This is a genomic window from Bacillus sp. AR13-1, assembly GCF_008042285.1.
GTDB lineage: Bacteria > Bacillota > Bacilli > Bacillales > Bacillaceae_G > Bacillus_A > Bacillus_A mycoides.
The window spans coordinates 98,694-115,464 of record NZ_QNUA01000022.1; the positions used below are offsets into that span (position 1 = coordinate 98,694).

Consider the following 16,771-nt stretch of genomic DNA (forward strand, 5'->3'; position numbering starts at 1 on the left):
AAAGCGGTAAAAGGCAATTTTTAAAAATCATTACTATTTGTAACACCGTTCAATATATTGAACGGTGTTACAAATGATTTAATTCACCTTTGCTCCATAACATCTCGCAACTGCAACCGCCTGCGCTATATCTAATTTCACGTTTTTTAAATCAAAAGCTTTAAAATCAACTCTATCAACTACAGCTCCTCTTAAATCCGCCCCACTAAGTTTCACCTTACCTAATTGTGCGCCCGTTAAATCCGCTTCACGCAAATCTGCTTTTTCTAAATTACATTCATATAGGTCAGCTTCAATTAAACGAATACCCTTTAACATTTGTTTACTTAAGTTCGCAAACCTTAAATTCGTATATGACCAATCGCCTGATATAATTGTTATTCCGTCTAAATTCGCCTCTTCGAAATCCGAACCAGTCATTTTACATTCTTCAAACTTAGATACAAATAAATTCGCACCAAAAAACCTACAATTAGCAAACGTAGTTCCTTGATGGATAGAAGCATTAAAAAGAGTACCAGTAAAATCACATTCTATGAAATTACAATTTTTAGTAAAAACTTCTGATGCATCTATCCCTCTAAAACAGCATTTTATGAAGGTACAATTTTTCAATTCCTCGTCTTTTATCCAGATATCTTGAAAATCTATTTCTACATATTCTTTATTTACAAATTCACTCATAATCAATCCTCCAATTTTTCAAAAAACCTCACTTCAGCATGAAGTGAGGTTTCTTCTTATACAATATGCTCATCTAACCATGAAATCAAATCTTGAAATACATCTTCTCTATTCACTTCATGGAACATTTCATGTCTACCATTTTCATATAAACGAAGTGTTACATCTTTCACACCACATTTTTTATAGTTTTCGTATACTTCTTTTACACCTTTCCCCATATCCCCAACAGGATCACGATCACCAGAGAATATATGTATTGGAAGATTTTTTGGTGTCTTCTTGTATTCTTCTATTTTATTTACTTCTAGAACTCCATGAAACAATTCTCGGTAAAAACTAGTCGTGCAAATAAATCCACATAACGGATCCGCAATATATTTATCAACTTGATTAATATCTGAAGATAACCAATCAAATTTCGTACGATTTGGCTTAAAGTGCGAGTTGAAGTTTCCGAAAGATAAGAAGTTCAGCATCGGACTTTTCGTTTTGGGCCCGCGTAGTTTCATCTCAATTGTCGCTACTTTATGACCGATACTTCCTAAAAGCCCTGGATTTCCACCAGTTCCTGAAATAAGGAATCCATCATATAATTCACCTTTAAATTGTACAGCACGTCTTGATAAAAAAGAACCCATACTATGTCCAAGTAAAAATAACGGGCATGTCTGCTCTTCTTTTATCATTTCCGAAACAAAGATAACATCAGACACAGCCTGATTCCAACCTACATTTGGTTCAAAATGACCATAGTCTTCTTCTCTTTTTACTGTTTTTCCATGCCCTTTATGATCATGAGCATAAACACCATATCCTGCTTCTAATAAGGCATCAATAAATTCTGTATAAACACCTGCATGTTCTGTCATACCATGTGCAATTTGAACAATTCCCCGCGGATTTCCTTCTGGTAACCATTTACGCAAGTAAATTTCCGATTTATCCAATGCCGTAACGAAATTTTCCTGTATGCTCATTCCGACAGCCCCCAAATCTATTATGTATATCTTTTTTTATAATGAATAAACATTCATTATTCTTATTATGTATTATATGCAATTGCTTTCATTATGACAAATGATCTATTTTTCCGATTACATATTAAACTATTATCTTGACGAATTTAAAATAAAATTATATAGTTACTTACATAAAGTAATTAATATATTTTTAGGAGGTTTTAATCATGATGCCCTCACTATTTTTAGCACATGGATCACCTATGCTTGCTATTCAAGATACAGACTATACACGCTTTTTAAAGACACTTGGAGAAACATATAAACCGAAAGCTATTGTTATTTTTACCGCTCACTGGGAAAGTGAAGTATTAACGATCTCCTCTTCAGATGAAGTATATGAAACAATTTATGACTTTGGAGGTTTTCCTCCTGAGTTATACGAAATCAAATATCATGCGAAAGGCTCTTCTAGTATTGCGTCTATGCTAGAAACAAAATTTAAAAACAAAGGCATTCCAGTCCATCATAATATGACGAGAGGTTTAGATCATGGCTCATGGACACTCCTGCATCGTATGTACCCAGATGCCAATATTCCTGTCGTACAAATATCAGTAAATCCATTCCTTCCTGCAAAAGAACAATTTGAAATTGGAGAAGCACTAAAAGGACTTGGACAAGAAGATATTTTAGTAATCGGCAGCGGAGTTACTGTTCATAATTTACGAGCATTAAAATGGAATGAAACAACTCCGGAACAATGGGCGATTGAATTTGATGATTGGATTATAAATCATATGCATACTAGCGATAAAGATGCATTGTTTAACTGGGAAAGAAATGCTCCTCATGCACAATTAGCTGTACCAAGAGCGGAACATTTTGTTCCTCTATTTATCGCGATGGGTAGTGGTGAGAACGACGGTACGGTCATTCACCGTAGCTACGAGCTTGGTACATTAAGTTATCTTTGCCTTCAATTTTAATGAAAAAGGATGAAGCAATATTGCTTCATCCTTTTTCTGTTTTTCATTCACATAGTTAACTAACTTCCAAATGTCGTTTCTCTGATACCTCTTCGTTCTTACTATGAAAATAAACCCAAATGCACGCAATAAATAATAGTGATGATGTAGAGAAGAAAACATATTGGAAGCCTGCATGAGCTGCAATTTGTCCACCAAGTACTGGCCCAATCATATTTCCTAAAAACTGAAACGATTGATTATATCCAAATATTCGTCCCGTTACATGGGTTGGCGTATGTTGTTTTAGTAGAGTTTGTACGGAAGGTAATAGTCCTGCTTGTGCAATACCTAATAAAAAGCGAAGAATTAATAGTTGCCAAGCTGAGGTTACAAATGCTTGCGGAATAAAAATAATTCCTGCAGCAAACAACGCTACAACTAACGTTTTTTGAGGTCCAATATGATCTGATAATCTTCCTAGCTTAGGAGCTGCTAAAATAACTGCTAATCCTGTCGCAGACATGACTGCACCTGCAAGCATTTCAATATGATCTGTTCCTGGTCCTGCCAAATGCTTTACGTACAACGTAATAATAGGTTGAATCGACATATTTGCAAGCTGAATAATAAACGTTGCTACAAATAAACTTATTATTAAATGTTTTGCAGGGACCATCGTCCATACTTTTTTCGGCTGTGCCTTTTTTTCTTTAGCAGAATGTTTCTCCTCATGTAAGAAGAAAAAGACGATAAGAAAGGACAGGAATAAGAAAGCTCCTGTAACTAGAAAAACATGGCGCATTCCGATTAACTCTGACAAATAACCTCCGAGTATCGGCCCAAGTAATGAACCGCTCACGCCTCCAGTTGAGATTGTAGAAATTGCCCAACCTGAATGTTCTTGCGGAGTTTCTGCAGCAATAAGTGTCATCGCTGTAGAAAGGAAACCTGATACCGATCCCATTAAAAACCGAAGTGCGACTAATTGATACACATCTGTCACAAACCCCATAAGCGTCATAATTATCGCCATACCAAGGCTCGCACGTATAAGCATCAATTTCCGACCATGTATATCACCAAGCTTGCCCCATATTGGTGATACGATCGCACCCATTAAAAATGTCACACCAAATGCAAGTCCCGACCACTGTGCAATACTAGAAGTGCCGGTCACCCCTAATTCCTCAATATAAAAAGATAAAAAAGGAATTACTAAACTCATACCGGCTGCAGTGGTAAAACAACCTAGCCAACAAATCATTAAATTTCGTTTCCAGCTGGCCATTTTCACACCTTCTTTCATTCGATACCCATTCTACACCGTTTTCTAGAAAAAGTTTAGTAATTTGCTTTATACATAATAAAACTCTATCCCTTTGCATTCTTTGCAAAGGGATAGAGTTAATTATCTCCTATGGGTATTAAACGTGCATTACAGCATCGCTCGTAAAACTCAATCGGACCTGCTTGTCCTATAATTGCATACTCATATCCGCTTTTCTTCATGTTATATAAACAATGATTCAATAACGTCTTCCCAACACCGTTCACACGATTATGTTTCGCTGTACCCATCGGGCCAAACAACCCTTTCTTTCCTCTCACAACATCGTAACAAGCGAAACCAATGATTTCTCCTCCTTGTTCAGCAATAAAAATAGGTAACTCTTCTTTATATGTCCGAAATCCATAATCTAAAGATTTTAACCAACGCTCACCAAATTCATCCTTAACAAAACGTGCCAACTTTTCAAAATCAGAAGAGATCGCTTTTCTAATATTACAGCTTAAACTATTACAAATAGGATCAAATATTGTTAATGCAACCGTCAAGTCTCTTGGTTCAGATGTAATTTGCAATAGATCTTTTTTCATCTTTTCACTTATAACCTTATCAATAACTGTATCCCCTTGAAAAATTGCATATAAAACATGCCCTTCATTTATTACTATTTGCTGAAAACGTTCCATCCGTTTCTTCGCTACTTTTAAAACTTCTATCGTCTTATTTGAAACTTTAAACTCCCCAACATTTATGTATTCTATTTCATTTGCATAATATTGTTGGAGTAACGATATCTTTGCTAAAAAATCCATACCCACCGTGTGAAATAAATACATATGTAACTCCGCGCAAACTCCAGTACCTTCCTTACAAGCTCCTATAAATAGATGAACTGGATGGATAATACCTTTACTACACTCAGCCTCTTCTGCTGCAATCTCCAATATTTTATATGCACGTTTTGTAAATTGGAATTCCATCATCTATATCCCTTCCCCTAATGACTTATTATCAAACCATAACCGTATATAATAGAAACAATTACTCCAACCATTAATATGCCTGGAAGTAAATTTGCCACTTTAATTTTAATAAATCCAAGTAAGTTTAATCCGATTGCGAATATCATAATACCGCCAGTAGCCGTCATTTCCACTATAAATTGATTCATTAATTCTTTTGGAACAAAACTATTAATTTGTGTTGCAAAAACTGCAATACCTCCCTCATATAAAATCACTGGAATCGCTGAAAATACTACGCCAATTCCTAGAGTTGTCGTTAATATAATAGAAATGAATCCATCGATAATCGCCTTTGTAAATAAAATATCATGATTTCCGCGAATCCCACTGTCCAATGCACCAAGTATCCCCATCGCTCCGATTGCAAAAATAAGCGTGGCTGTTACAAAGCCTTCTGATATGCTCCCTTTCCCTTTCGATCCAACTTTATTTTCTAGCCAATCCCCTAACAGTTTTAACCTTTCTTCTAATTGTAGCCATTCTCCGATTACCGTACCAATAACTAAACTTAGTATGACAACAAGAAAATTTTCACTTTTTAATGCCATTTGAAGTCCAAGTACAGTAACCGCTAAACCAATTGCATGCATAATTGTTCCCTTCATACTTTCTGGAATCGCACTAAATAATTTACCAAGTAAAGTACCAAATATAATACAAATCCCATTTACAACTGCTCCTAATATAACCATTTCTCATTCTTCACCCTTCGAATTCTTTATTTCTATATTTTGGTTTATACATTGATTTACAGGTTACCTATATGTTAACGTAATATTGTGAATATTAACAAACGTTTTTCACTACATAACCCGCTATTTTTTTGTAACTATACAAAGACCGATTGCCTTTAGTAGATTCATTGTTAATCTAATTGCGGGATAAACTCAAAAGGGAAGGTATTTATGAAAACTTTACTAAAACGATTTCTGTTAATAGCCTTTTTCATTACACCAATTGTTTTATTAATCAACTACTCTTTTATTTCAAAAGCGAAAGACAAACCTGATATGCAAAACAAATCTAGTAAAACAGCTTCAAAAAGCGAAAAGAAAACCGAAGACCCTGAAATCACACTCACCTTCTCTGGTGATACAATGTTCGATTGGCAATTACGTCCCGTAATCGAAAAAAATGGGGCTGATTATCCTTTCCAACACGTAAAAGAAGAAATAACGAAAGCTGATATTTCTTTTGTTAATTTAGAGTCAGCATTTACAACGAGAGAAAAAAAAGTACCTGGGCAACAATTTTGGATTAAAAGTGATCCATCCACACTACAAGCCATTAAAAACACCGGATATGACATCGTGAACATTGGCAATAACCATACGCTTGATTATGGGCAAGATGGACTACTAGACACCATTTCTCACGTCGAAAAATTAAAACTACCTTACACTGGAGCCGGAAAAAATGCTGAAGATGCTTATACTGCTCGTGAACTAACTGTAAAAGGAAAAAAGTTTAAATTTCTTTCCTTTGTACGCTTTATGCCCAACTTTAATTGGGTAGCTGGTGACAATAAACCCGGCGTTGCAAACGGATATGACCTAGATCTTGTAACAAAAACGATTCAAGAGCAAAAGAAAGATGCTGATTATGTAATCGTCTATATGCATTGGGGCGTCGAAAAATCTAATCGCCCAATAGAATACCAGAAACAATATGTTCCGAAAATGGTAGAGGCGGGTGCTGATGCAATCGTTGGAAGTCACCCGCATTGGTTACAAGGATTTGAGTATTACAATAAAGTTCCTATCGCATACTCGTTAGGAAACTTTTTATTCCCGAATTATGTAAATGGAAAGAGTGCCGAAACAGGCGTATTAACTTTAACCTTTAAAGGTAAGGATGTCCAAATGTCATTCAATCCTTACATCATTCGCAACAACCAAGTTTCTCCTGTAAATGAAGAAGAAAAGAAAAAAGCACTGCAATATTTACAAACGGTTTCAACTGATGTAGAAATTGATGACACTGGGAAAATAATAAACAAACGCAACTAAACAGCACGAGATTCATTTCTCTGTAACATACATTACGGGATAGGTGATGAATATGCTGAAAAACTTATTAGAAAATATAAGTCTGTTAGAAAACGTGTATAAAATATCTATAGCGATCCTGCTTTTATGTTCATTTTTTTCTGTTAGACTTCTAAGAAAAATAAAGCGAGAGAGAAAACTTACTCCCTTTGAATTTACAATGTATGTAATCATTCGTATTGCAATACTTTTTTGGTTAACTAGCTTTATCCTTCTTGAATATGGAGCGTATTTCGTTTAACTTTCAAAGAATAAAAAAGATAGAACAAGCAGGATTTCCCTCCGCTTGTATCTACCTTTTTTATTTCAAGTAGAATTGTATGTGAACTCTTTTCTTTTATTAAATAAGTAAATCAAACAGCACAGGATTTTTATTAAGCTCCACGAATTGAATGTTATTTTCTTGAAAACGAGTAATTAAAGCTTCATAGTCTTCCTTATGCTTTAATTCTACCCCCACTAAAGCTGGACCATTTTCTTTATTATGTTTCTTAATATACTCAAAGCGAGTAATATCATCTTCCGGTCCTAATCCTTTATCAAGAAACTCTCGTAGTGCTCCTGAACGTTGCGGAAATTCAATGATGAAATAGTGCTTTAATCCTTCATGAATAAGGGATCGTTCTTTCATTTCTTGCATTCTATCAATATCATTATTTCCACCACTTAACGTGCATACAACTGTTTTTCCCTTTATTTCATCTCTGTATAGATCAAGTGCCGCAATAGAAAGCGCACCAGCTGGCTCTGCTACAATCGCATTTTTCTTATACAGTTCTAAAATCGTTGTACAAACCTTTCCCTCCGGTACTAAAACAATATCATCAATTACATCTTTACATGTTTCAAAAGTTAACTTTCCTACCTTCTTAACAGCTGCTCCATCAACAAAACTATCAATCTTTTCTAATGCAACATTTTCATTTTGAAGAAAAGCTTCTTTCATAGATGCAGCTCCCATCGGTTCTACACCGATTACCTTTGTAGTAGGACTAACCCCCTTTACATATGTACCAATACCAGATGCTAATCCACCACCGCCAATTGCTGTAAATATATAATCAACTGGTTTCTCCATATCATGCATAATTTCAACAGCGACTGTTCCTTGACCAGCAACGACATACGGATCATCAAACGGATGTACAAATGTCATCCTATTTTCTACACAATAGCGCTGCGCCTCTTGGAAAGAACTATCAAATGTATCACCAACTAATACAATGTCTGCGAAATCACCACCGAAAAATTCAACTTGTGATACTTTTTGCTTAGGTGTCGTTGTCGGCATGAAAATTTTTGACGGAATCTTCAATAAATTACACGTATAAGCAACTCCTTGTGCATGATTACCAGCACTTGCACAAACAACACCATTTTGTAACTTTTCTTTCGGTAAACTTTGAATTAAATTATACGCACCACGAATTTTGAAAGAACGAATAACTTGTAAATCTTCTCGCTTAACATATACGTCACATTCATATTTCTCAGATAAAACTGAATCTCGTTGTAACGGTGTTTTAATAACGATATCTTTCATGCAATTATGAGCCATTAAGATATCTTCAATTTTCACTCTCTCCTTTACATTTTGCACCATTTTATATCATCCTTATCTCTTTTTATATTGGCTCAATCAAAATTCGGGATTTTCAGAACTGCACCTGTATTCGCCGATGTTACCATTTGTGCATAACGTCCAAGCCACCCAGTTTTCACTTTTGGTTCTGGTCGTTTCCACCCTTTTTTACGCTTCTCTAATTCCTCATCACTAACTCTCACTTCTAACAAGCGTTCCTCAACATCAATACATACAATATCTCCTTGTTCAAGAAGTGCAATCGTTCCGCCAGCTGCTGCTTCTGGTGAAATATGCCCTACCGAAATACCACGTGAAGCACCAGAGAAGCGACCATCAGTTAAAAGTGCAACATCTGCTCCTAATCCCATACCAGCAATTGCTGATGTTGGTGCTAACATTTCCGGCATACCAGGTCCGCCTCTTGGTCCTTCATAGCGAATAACAACTACATCTCCTTTCTTAACTTTCCCAAGCATAATGCCGGCAAGCGCCTCATCTTGTGAATTAAAAATAACGCAAGGTCCTTCAAATCGTTTTACTTCTGTTGCTCCGCTTTTAATAACCGCTCCGTCTTTCGCAAGGTTTCCTTTTAATATACGTAATCCTCCTTCTTCACTATGAGGATTTTCTAGAGAATGAATAACTTCCTTATCTTGAATCTCTGCATGAGCAATATTTTCTCTTAATGTTTGCCCAGTAGCAGTTATACGATCAAGGTGAAGTACCCCTTCTTTTCGGCTCATCTCTTTCAAAATTGCACTAATCCCGCCTGCGCGATCGATATCTTCCATATGCCAATTAGAAGCTGGACTTACTTTACATAAATGCGGTACACGTCTTGAAACTGCATCAATGCGGTTCATATCGTAATCTAACCCCGCCTCTTGTGCGAGTGCTAACGTGTGTAATACTGTATTCGTTGATCCACCCATCGCCATATCAAGTGCAAACGCATCATCAATTGCTTCTTCTGTTACAATGTCGCGTGGTTTAATATCTCTTTCAATTAAAATTTTTAATTTTTCTGCTGCTTGTTTAATTAACTCCTCACGTCTTGGATCAATCGCTAAAATACTCCCGTTACCAGGAAGAGCTAAACCTAACACTTCACATAAACAGTTCATAGAGTTCGCTGTAAACATACCGGAACAAGAACCACAAGATGGACAGCCATGATCTTCAATATCCTTTAATTCTTCTTCTGAAATTTTCCCAGATTGATAGGCTCCTACCCCTTCAAAAACAGAACTTAAATCGACAACTTCCCCTTTAGATGTTTTCCCCGCTGCCATCGGACCACCTGAAACGAAAACAGTTGGAATGTTTATTCGAAGTGCAGCCATCATCATACCTGGTGTAATTTTGTCACAGTTTGGAATACAAATCATTCCGTCAAACCAGTGTGCATTTACAACCGTTTCTACTGAATCTGCAATGATTTCACGACTCGGAAGCGAATAACGCATACCGATATGACCCATCGCAATACCGTCATCTACTCCAATTGTATTAAATTCAAATGGAACCATGCCTGCTGCACGTACTGCTTCTTTAACAAGTTTCCCAAACTCATTTAAGTGCTTATGACCTGGAATAATTTCAATAAAAGAATTACAAATTGCTATGAATGGTTTATCAAAATCTTCATCTTTTAAACCAGTTGCTTTTAATAAACTACGATGCGGAGCTTTATCAAAACCTTTTTTAATCATGTCACTTCTCATCTTGTCAAATCCCTTCTTACATATTTTTCACTTATACTCTATTAATCTATTTCTTTACTAATTCTTTCGGTGCATGAATCCAGCTCATCATTTCACGAAGCTCTGCTCCTACTTTTTCTAGCTGATGATTTTGTTCTGCTTTTTTCATCGCACTATACGTTGGACGCCCTGCTTGATTTTCTAAAATCCATTTCTTCGCAAATTCACCTTGCTGAATTTCTGTAAGAACACGTTTCATTTCCTTCTTCGTTTCATCTGTAACAATTCTCGATCCTGTTACATAATCTCCAAACTCTGCCGTATCTGAAATAGAATGACGCATATTCGTTAATCCGCCTTCGTACATTAAATCAACAATTAACTTTAATTCATGCAAACATTCAAAGTATGCAATTTCAGGACGATATCCACCTTCCGTTAACGTTTCAAAACCAGCTTTCACAAGTGCTGTTACTCCTCCGCAAAGTACTGCTTGCTCACCGAATAAGTCTGTCTCTGTTTCTTCTTGGAATGTCGTTTCAATTACACCTGCACGTGTACAACCTACACCTTTTGCATACGCTAGTGCTACACTTAATGCTGTTCCCGTTGCATCTTGATGCACTGCGACTAATGCTGGGACACCATTTCCTTCTTGGAATACACGGCGAACGAGATGACCTGGACTTTTCGGCGCGACCATCGCTACATCTACGTAACTTGGCGGATTAATTTGTCCGAAGTGAATATTAAAACCATGTGAGAAAAGTAACATTTGTCCTTCACGAAGATTCTCTTCTACTTCTGTTTTATATACATACGCTTGTTGTTCATCCGGCAATAACATTTGTACAACTTGTGCGGTTCGAACCGCTTCTGAAACAGACATTACTTCAAATCCATCAGCTTTTGCTACTTCATATGACTTACCAGGGCGAACACCAACTACAACTTCCACACCAGAATCTCGTAAATTTTGTGCTTGTGCATGACCTTGAGATCCATATCCGACTACCGCAACTGTTTTCCCTTTTAATAGCTCTAAATTTGCATCTTTCTCATAATAAGTTTTCATATTCCATACACTCCTTATAATTTATTTACTTGCAGTACATTGATTAATTTTTTCAACTGACTGACAAGTAACGTTGCTTCATTTTCAGTACAAACTGCTGTTAGTTTCACTTCAGAAACACCACTTGTATCTCTTTCGTTTAAGCTTAAAGAAGAAATATAATAACCACGCCGAGCAAAAATTCCGCTTATACGTAATAAGACGCTCGGATCGTTATGAATAACTAATGAAAAAGTATGACTCATTCTTCCCACCTCTTCATAATCATTTCGTTATTCCCTTTGTTTGGCGGAACCATCGGAAAAACGTTCTCACCTTCTTCTACACAAAAGTCAACTACGACAGGACCTTCATGAGAAAATGCTTCTAGCATTACCTTTTTCGCCTCAAACGAATTTGTTGCTCTTAGCCCTTTTACACCATAAGCTTCTGCTACTTTCACAAAATCTGGTGACCCAATTCTCGATTCCGACAAACGGTTTTCATAAAACATTTCTTGCCATTGCCTTACCATTCCTAAAAATTTGTTGTTTATGATGAATACTTTGACAGGAATATTATTTTCAGCAATTGTTTGCAGCTCTTGAATGTTCATTTGGAAAGAAGCATCACCAGCAATACAGATGACAAGTTCTTCTTCTTTTGCAAGCTGAGCACCAATTGCTGCTGGAAAACCAAATCCCATCGTCCCTAATCCCCCTGATGTTAGGAAAGTCCGTGGTTTTCTCGCTTTATAAAAGTGAGCAGCCCACATTTGATGCTGTCCTACCTCTGTCGTGACAATCGCTTCACCATTCGTTAATTCACTTACTAAGTTGATAACATGCTGTGGTTTTAACTCAAATTCTTTTTGCTTATATGAAAGTGGATATTCTTCTTGCCATTTCTTCACTTTCTGAAGCCATTCATCTGTTTGTGAATAAATAGACATATGTAATAGCATATGTAGCGCCTTTTTCACATCACCAACAATCGGATGCTCTACAGTTACATTTTTATGGAACTCAGAAGGATCAATATCAATATGTACTTTTTTCGAATGCGGAGAAAAAAGTTCTAATTTTCCTGTTACACGATCATCGAAACGAACACCTAACGCCAGTAATAAGTCACATTCTGTTACTGCCATATTTGCAGTGTACGTTCCATGCATACCGAGCATTCCTAAAAACAACGGATCTCCCGGCGGATATGCACCCAGTCCCATTAAAGTTGAAACGACTGGAATACGATTCTCCCTCGCAAACTTGATGAGTTCTTCAGATCCGCCTGAATGAATGACGCCTCCCCCGATATAAAGGAGTGGGCGTTTTGCTTTTGAAATTGATTTTGCTACCTCCCTCAGTTTCAAACTGTCTGACAAAGGTTCTGGTTTATATCCTGGAATCTCCACTTCTTCATTAAAGAAACATATTACATTTGCATTTTGAACATCTTTTGGAATATCGATTAATACCGGTCCCGGTCGCCCGCTTTCGGCGATGTAAAAAGCTTCTTGCACAGTTCGTGATAAATGATTTACATCACGAACTTGGTAATTATGCTTCGTAACAGGTACTGTAATTCCGACAACATCCGCTTCTTGAAATCCGTCTTTACCAATTAAAGGCGTTGCAACTTGCCCTGTAATGACAACTAAAGGAATCGAATCCATATAAGCATCTGCTAAACCCGTAACTAAATTCGTCGCCCCTGGGCCAGAGGTAGCAAAGACTACCCCAACCTTTCCAGAAGCTCTCGCATATCCTTCCGCTGCATGAATTGCAGCTTGTTCATGACGAGTTAACACGTGCTTTAAACCACTTTCGTATAACGCATCGTATATTGGTAAAATCGCTCCGCCTGGATAACCGAAAACGGTCGTTACACCTAATTTCTTCAAACATTGAATAACGTGTCCAGCACCTGTAGCTTCTTCACTCTGCAGTTCATCACATGCTGTATACTGTTCCTCCATTTTAATTAACTCCTCTCCCTATTTACGCTAAACTTGCCGCCAATCCTGGAACACGTACTCCTCTTTCTCTCGTTAATTTTTTAAATTCTTCGGTTAATCTTTTTGTTACATCTCCTGGTTTTCCATCTCCAATTTCTCTTGAATCTACTTTCACTACAGGAATTAGTTCCGCTGCAGTTCCTGTTAAAAACACTTCATCTGCTACATATACGTCATGGCGAGTAAATGGCCTTTCCTCACATGGAATACTTAGACGCTCACATAACTCAATCACACTATTTCTCGTAATACCTTCTAGCGCCCCTAAGTACGAAGGAGGTGTTAACACTTTTCCATCTTTCACAATGAAAACATTATCTCCAGACCCTTCACAAACATATCCTTGTTGATTTAACATAAGAGCCTCTAGCACTCCCGCTTGTGCCGCTTCAATTTTTACAAGCACGTTATTTAAATAGTTCATTGACTTAATGCGTGGGTCTAATGCGTCTGGCGTATTACGTCTTGATGCAACAGACACAACGCTTAGTCCATTATCATAAAATTCCTGAGGGAATAACTTTAATTGTTCTGCAATGATAATTACGCTCGGTTTCACACAGCTTCTCGGATCAAGCCCTAAGTCACCTTTTCCTCTTGAAACAATTAATCGAATGTAGGCATCCGTGTATTCATTTTTTTGCAATGTTTGTACAACTGCTTCTTCCATTTCATCTACCGTCATTGGAATTGTAAGTAAAATAGATTTCGCCGATTCATATAATCGTTTCACATGTTCTTTTAAACAAAATACATTTCCTCCGTAACTACGAATCCCTTCAAATACACCGTCTCCGTATAAAAAACCGTGATCATATACTGAAACAACTGCCTTTTCTTTCTCTACAAATTCCCCATTCATATAGATGGACTGGTTTCCCATCTCACATCGCTCCTCTGTTTTATCTCTGTTTTTGCAATCTATTTCTATATCGATTGCTGAGATGAGTATTTTTAACAGAATATTCAGTATACTAACCTTAAAAATATACTCGTCTCAACAATCGATTACTTACACACTTGTAGCAATCCATTGCTGAGACGAGAGACTCGTGGTACCACTCAGCTTCCTTACACTTCTCACGAAATATAAGCTCTGCAAGTCCAATTAGACTTTTGTTTTTCTATCGGAAACAACTCCGCTACTTTTTACTAACTTCAAAAGCAGTGCTCCGAGGTGATTTTCAATGATTCAATTGTTACCACCCTCACAGCCTTTGGGCGGCTCTCTGAAACAATCTTTATCATTTACTCTCCTCTTCCTCGCATTCTTTTATTCTATTTTTTAAAATAAAAACTCTCGCCTCAGCAATCAACTACTACAAATTAGTAGCTTTGATTGCTGAGGCGAGAGTTTCGCGTTACCACTCAGCTTCCTTATACTTCTCACGAAATATAAGCTTCATAGGTCCAATCAGACCTCCGTCCTTTTACCGGAGACGATGCCGCCGCCCTCTACTCAGTTTCCCTTTCGCAAGCGATGCTCCGAGGTGATCTTCAATGATTCGATTGCTACTACTCTCTCAGCCTAGGAGTAGCTCTCTGAAACGACCATAATCATCTACTTTCCTCTTCTTTGCATATACAACATATAAAGTTAGAAAATTCTTAATTCACTTTTATTTGTTACACGTATTATAGGACGCGGTTCTTTTCATTGTCAACATGTTTTTAGAAAAAAATTAAAATTCATTCTATTCACTAGAAATCTATTTGTTTTTTCTCAAAACAAAATCGGAATGAACTTCTTACACATACTCATATATTACTTAAGTATGTTCGCATTACTACATAAAGAAAAACAACTTAAAAACATATAAAATTTATGAGGAGATGAGAAAACTATGTTAAAAGGAAAAATAGCATTAGTTACAGGAGCAAGCCGAGGAATTGGGCGTGCTATCGCAAAACGGTTAGCAAACGACGGTGCATTAGTTGCTGTTCATTATGGAAATCGAAAAGAAGATGCTGAAGAAACTGTTCATGAAATTCAATCAAATGGCGGATTAGCTTTTTCTATCGGTGCAAATCTTGAATCTTTACACGGTGTAGACAACCTGTATATTTCTTTAGATAACGAATTACAAAAAAGAACTGGTGGAACACAATTTGATATTTTAATAAACAACGCTGGAATCGGTCCTGGTGCTTTTATTGAAGAAACGACTGAACAATTTTTTGATAGAATGGTTTCAGTAAATGCAAAAGCACCATTCTTTATCATTCAACAAGCACTACCACGTTTACGTGATAATAGCCGAATTATTAATATTTCATCAGCTGCCACCCGCATTTCTTTGCCTGATTTCGTTGCATATAGTATGACGAAAGGTGCAATTAACACGATGACTTTCACGCTTGCAAAACAACTCGGAGCACGAGGAATAACAGTAAATGCAATACTTCCAGGCTTTATTAAAACAGATATGAACGCAGAACTATTGAGCGACCCAATGATGAAACAGTACGCTACTACTATTTCCGCCTTCAATCGCTTAGGTGAAGTAGAAGATATTGCCGATACTGCTGCTTTTCTTGCTTCTCCAGACAGCCGCTGGGTTACTGGACAATTAATTGATGTTAGCGGAGGATCTTGTTTATAAAAAACATATATTTTCAAATCTTTTTTATTGCGCAATAAAACAATTTATATAATACTATATAAAACATATACATTTAGGAGGATTACAGCAATGTCTGAAAAAACATACGAACTCGCAACCTTCGCAGGCGGTTGTTTTTGGTGCATGGTAAAACCATTTGATGAGCTTCCCGGTATTCAAAAAGTACTTTCCGGCTATGCAGGTGGTCATGTAGAAAACCCAACATACGAACAAGTAAAGACTGGAACATCTGGACATTTAGAAGTTGTACAAATTACATTCGATCCTTCTATTTTTCCTTATCAAAAATTACTAGATTTATATTGGCCGCAAATCGATCCAACTGATGATGGCGGACAATTCTTTGACCGTGGTCCCTCTTACCGCACAGCAATTTTTTATCATAATGAAACACAAAAAGAGCTTGCAGAAAAATCGAAGCAAACTCTAGCAGAAAGCGGTATGTTTAAAGATCCTATTGTGACTGAAATTCTTCCTGCTGCACCTTTTTATGAAGCAGAAGAGTACCACCAACATTTCTATAAAAAGAATCCAGAGAAATATGCTAACGAGCAAAAAGAATCTGGCCGTGAAGACTTTATAAAAGAAAATTGGCAAAAAAAATAATAAAAACGCATCGTGCTTTCTTTTTAAAGTGCGATGCGTTTTTATCTTTGAAAAAGGATTCTTATTCAGCAAATTCACGTTTGATCATTTCCTACATATCTTACGCCATAATTACTCCTAGAATAGAATAATAGTACTAACGATTTATTGAGATTTTAATATTTTTATTCCTCATCAACAAATATTAAAACTAATAAAATGGTT

16 protein-coding genes and 2 other annotated features are annotated in these 16,771 nt (G+C 36.7%); of the genes, 5 read left to right on the plus strand and 11 right to left on the minus strand.

Going from position 1 to position 16,771, the window contains the following annotated elements; translation table 11 throughout:
- Positions 1 to 78: 78 nt before the first annotated feature.
- Together DN408_RS17950 and DN408_RS17955 are read right to left on the minus strand one after the other, a co-directional pair.
- Positions 79 to 684 carry a pentapeptide repeat-containing protein gene (locus tag DN408_RS17950; RefSeq protein ID WP_147740278.1) on the minus strand — a complete coding sequence of 202 codons (606 nt, stop codon included), beginning with the start codon at positions 682 to 684 and terminating at the stop codon, positions 79 to 81.
- A 56-nt stretch (positions 685 to 740) separates the two neighbouring features.
- On the minus strand, positions 741 to 1,664 hold the full coding sequence (locus DN408_RS17955) for an alpha/beta hydrolase (RefSeq protein ID WP_002186154.1): 924 nt from the start codon (positions 1,662 to 1,664) through the stop codon (positions 741 to 743).
- Positions 1,665 to 1,873: 209 nt separating this feature from the next.
- Here DN408_RS17955 and DN408_RS17960 point away from each other — a divergent pair, with 209 nt between their 5' ends.
- Positions 1,874 to 2,635, plus strand: coding sequence for a DODA-type extradiol aromatic ring-opening family dioxygenase (locus tag DN408_RS17960; protein WP_147740279.1), 762 nt, complete (start codon positions 1,874 to 1,876; stop codon positions 2,633 to 2,635).
- A 55-nt stretch (positions 2,636 to 2,690) separates the two neighbouring features.
- Here DN408_RS17960 and DN408_RS17965 read toward each other — a convergent pair whose 3' ends face one another.
- From DN408_RS17965 to DN408_RS17975, 3 genes are all read right to left on the minus strand, one after another.
- Positions 2,691 to 3,905, minus strand: a complete 1,215-nt coding sequence (locus DN408_RS17965) for a multidrug efflux MFS transporter (protein WP_002086285.1) — start codon at positions 3,903 to 3,905, stop codon at positions 2,691 to 2,693.
- Positions 3,906 to 4,021: 116 nt separating this feature from the next.
- A complete protein-coding gene (locus DN408_RS17970) occupies positions 4,022 to 4,888 on the minus strand; it encodes a GNAT family N-acetyltransferase (protein ID WP_002126793.1) in 867 nt (288 codons plus the stop codon).
- A gap of 14 nt (positions 4,889 to 4,902) precedes the next feature.
- A complete protein-coding gene (locus tag DN408_RS17975; RefSeq protein ID WP_000236011.1) occupies positions 4,903 to 5,622 on the minus strand; it encodes a DUF554 domain-containing protein in 720 nt (239 codons plus the stop codon).
- Positions 5,623 to 5,835: 213 nt separating this feature from the next.
- Here DN408_RS17975 and DN408_RS17980 point away from each other — a divergent pair, with 213 nt between their 5' ends.
- Entirely contained in the window at positions 5,836 to 6,939 is a 1,104-nt protein-coding gene (locus DN408_RS17980) for a CapA family protein (RefSeq protein ID WP_002126792.1), read from the plus strand.
- Between the two features lie 52 nt (positions 6,940 to 6,991).
- Positions 6,992 to 7,219 (plus strand): hypothetical protein, encoded by a 228-nt coding sequence (locus DN408_RS17985; protein WP_012260734.1) that lies wholly within the window; start codon positions 6,992 to 6,994, stop codon positions 7,217 to 7,219.
- 99 nt (positions 7,220 to 7,318) lie between these two features.
- Here DN408_RS17985 and ilvA read toward each other — a convergent pair whose 3' ends face one another.
- Genes ilvA through ilvE form a run of 6 tightly spaced genes read right to left on the minus strand, consistent with a single transcriptional unit; the run spans position 7,319 to position 14,220 of the window.
- The gene (gene ilvA / locus DN408_RS17990; protein WP_002012149.1) at positions 7,319 to 8,581 is read right to left on the minus strand and encodes a threonine ammonia-lyase IlvA; all 1,263 of its coding nucleotides are present in this window, start codon (positions 8,579 to 8,581) and stop codon (positions 7,319 to 7,321) included.
- Between the two features lie 32 nt (positions 8,582 to 8,613).
- Entirely contained in the window at positions 8,614 to 10,287 is a 1,674-nt protein-coding gene (ilvD, locus tag DN408_RS17995) for a dihydroxy-acid dehydratase (protein ID WP_002012150.1), read from the minus strand.
- A gap of 46 nt (positions 10,288 to 10,333) precedes the next feature.
- Positions 10,334 to 11,341, minus strand: a complete 1,008-nt coding sequence (gene ilvC / locus DN408_RS18000; protein WP_078178612.1) for a ketol-acid reductoisomerase — start codon at positions 11,339 to 11,341, stop codon at positions 10,334 to 10,336.
- A 14-nt stretch (positions 11,342 to 11,355) separates the two neighbouring features.
- Positions 11,356 to 11,586: an ACT domain-containing protein gene (locus DN408_RS18005; protein WP_002126787.1), complete on the minus strand. Its 231-nt coding sequence runs from the start codon at positions 11,584 to 11,586 to the stop codon at positions 11,356 to 11,358.
- Positions 11,583 to 13,298, minus strand: a complete 1,716-nt coding sequence (gene ilvB, locus DN408_RS18010; RefSeq protein WP_002126786.1) for an acetolactate synthase large subunit — start codon at positions 13,296 to 13,298, stop codon at positions 11,583 to 11,585. Before ilvB ends, DN408_RS18005 begins: the two co-directional genes overlap by 4 nt.
- Before the next feature lie 22 nt (positions 13,299 to 13,320).
- Positions 13,321 to 14,220 carry a branched-chain-amino-acid transaminase gene (gene ilvE, locus DN408_RS18015; protein ID WP_002168658.1) on the minus strand — a complete coding sequence of 300 codons (900 nt, stop codon included), beginning with the start codon at positions 14,218 to 14,220 and terminating at the stop codon, positions 13,321 to 13,323.
- Between the two features lie 151 nt (positions 14,221 to 14,371).
- Positions 14,372 to 14,610: a binding site (T-box leader), on the minus strand.
- A 67-nt stretch (positions 14,611 to 14,677) separates the two neighbouring features.
- Positions 14,678 to 14,923, minus strand: a binding site (T-box leader).
- 258 nt (positions 14,924 to 15,181) lie between these two features.
- Here ilvE and DN408_RS18020 point away from each other — a divergent pair.
- Complete coding sequence (locus tag DN408_RS18020) at positions 15,182 to 15,940, plus strand: SDR family oxidoreductase (RefSeq protein WP_002126779.1); 759 nt, start codon at positions 15,182 to 15,184, stop codon at positions 15,938 to 15,940.
- Positions 15,941 to 16,030: 90 nt separating this feature from the next.
- Positions 16,031 to 16,567, plus strand: coding sequence for a peptide-methionine (S)-S-oxide reductase MsrA (msrA, locus tag DN408_RS18025; protein ID WP_002126778.1), 537 nt, complete (start codon positions 16,031 to 16,033; stop codon positions 16,565 to 16,567).
- Positions 16,568 to 16,771 lie beyond the last annotated feature (204 nt).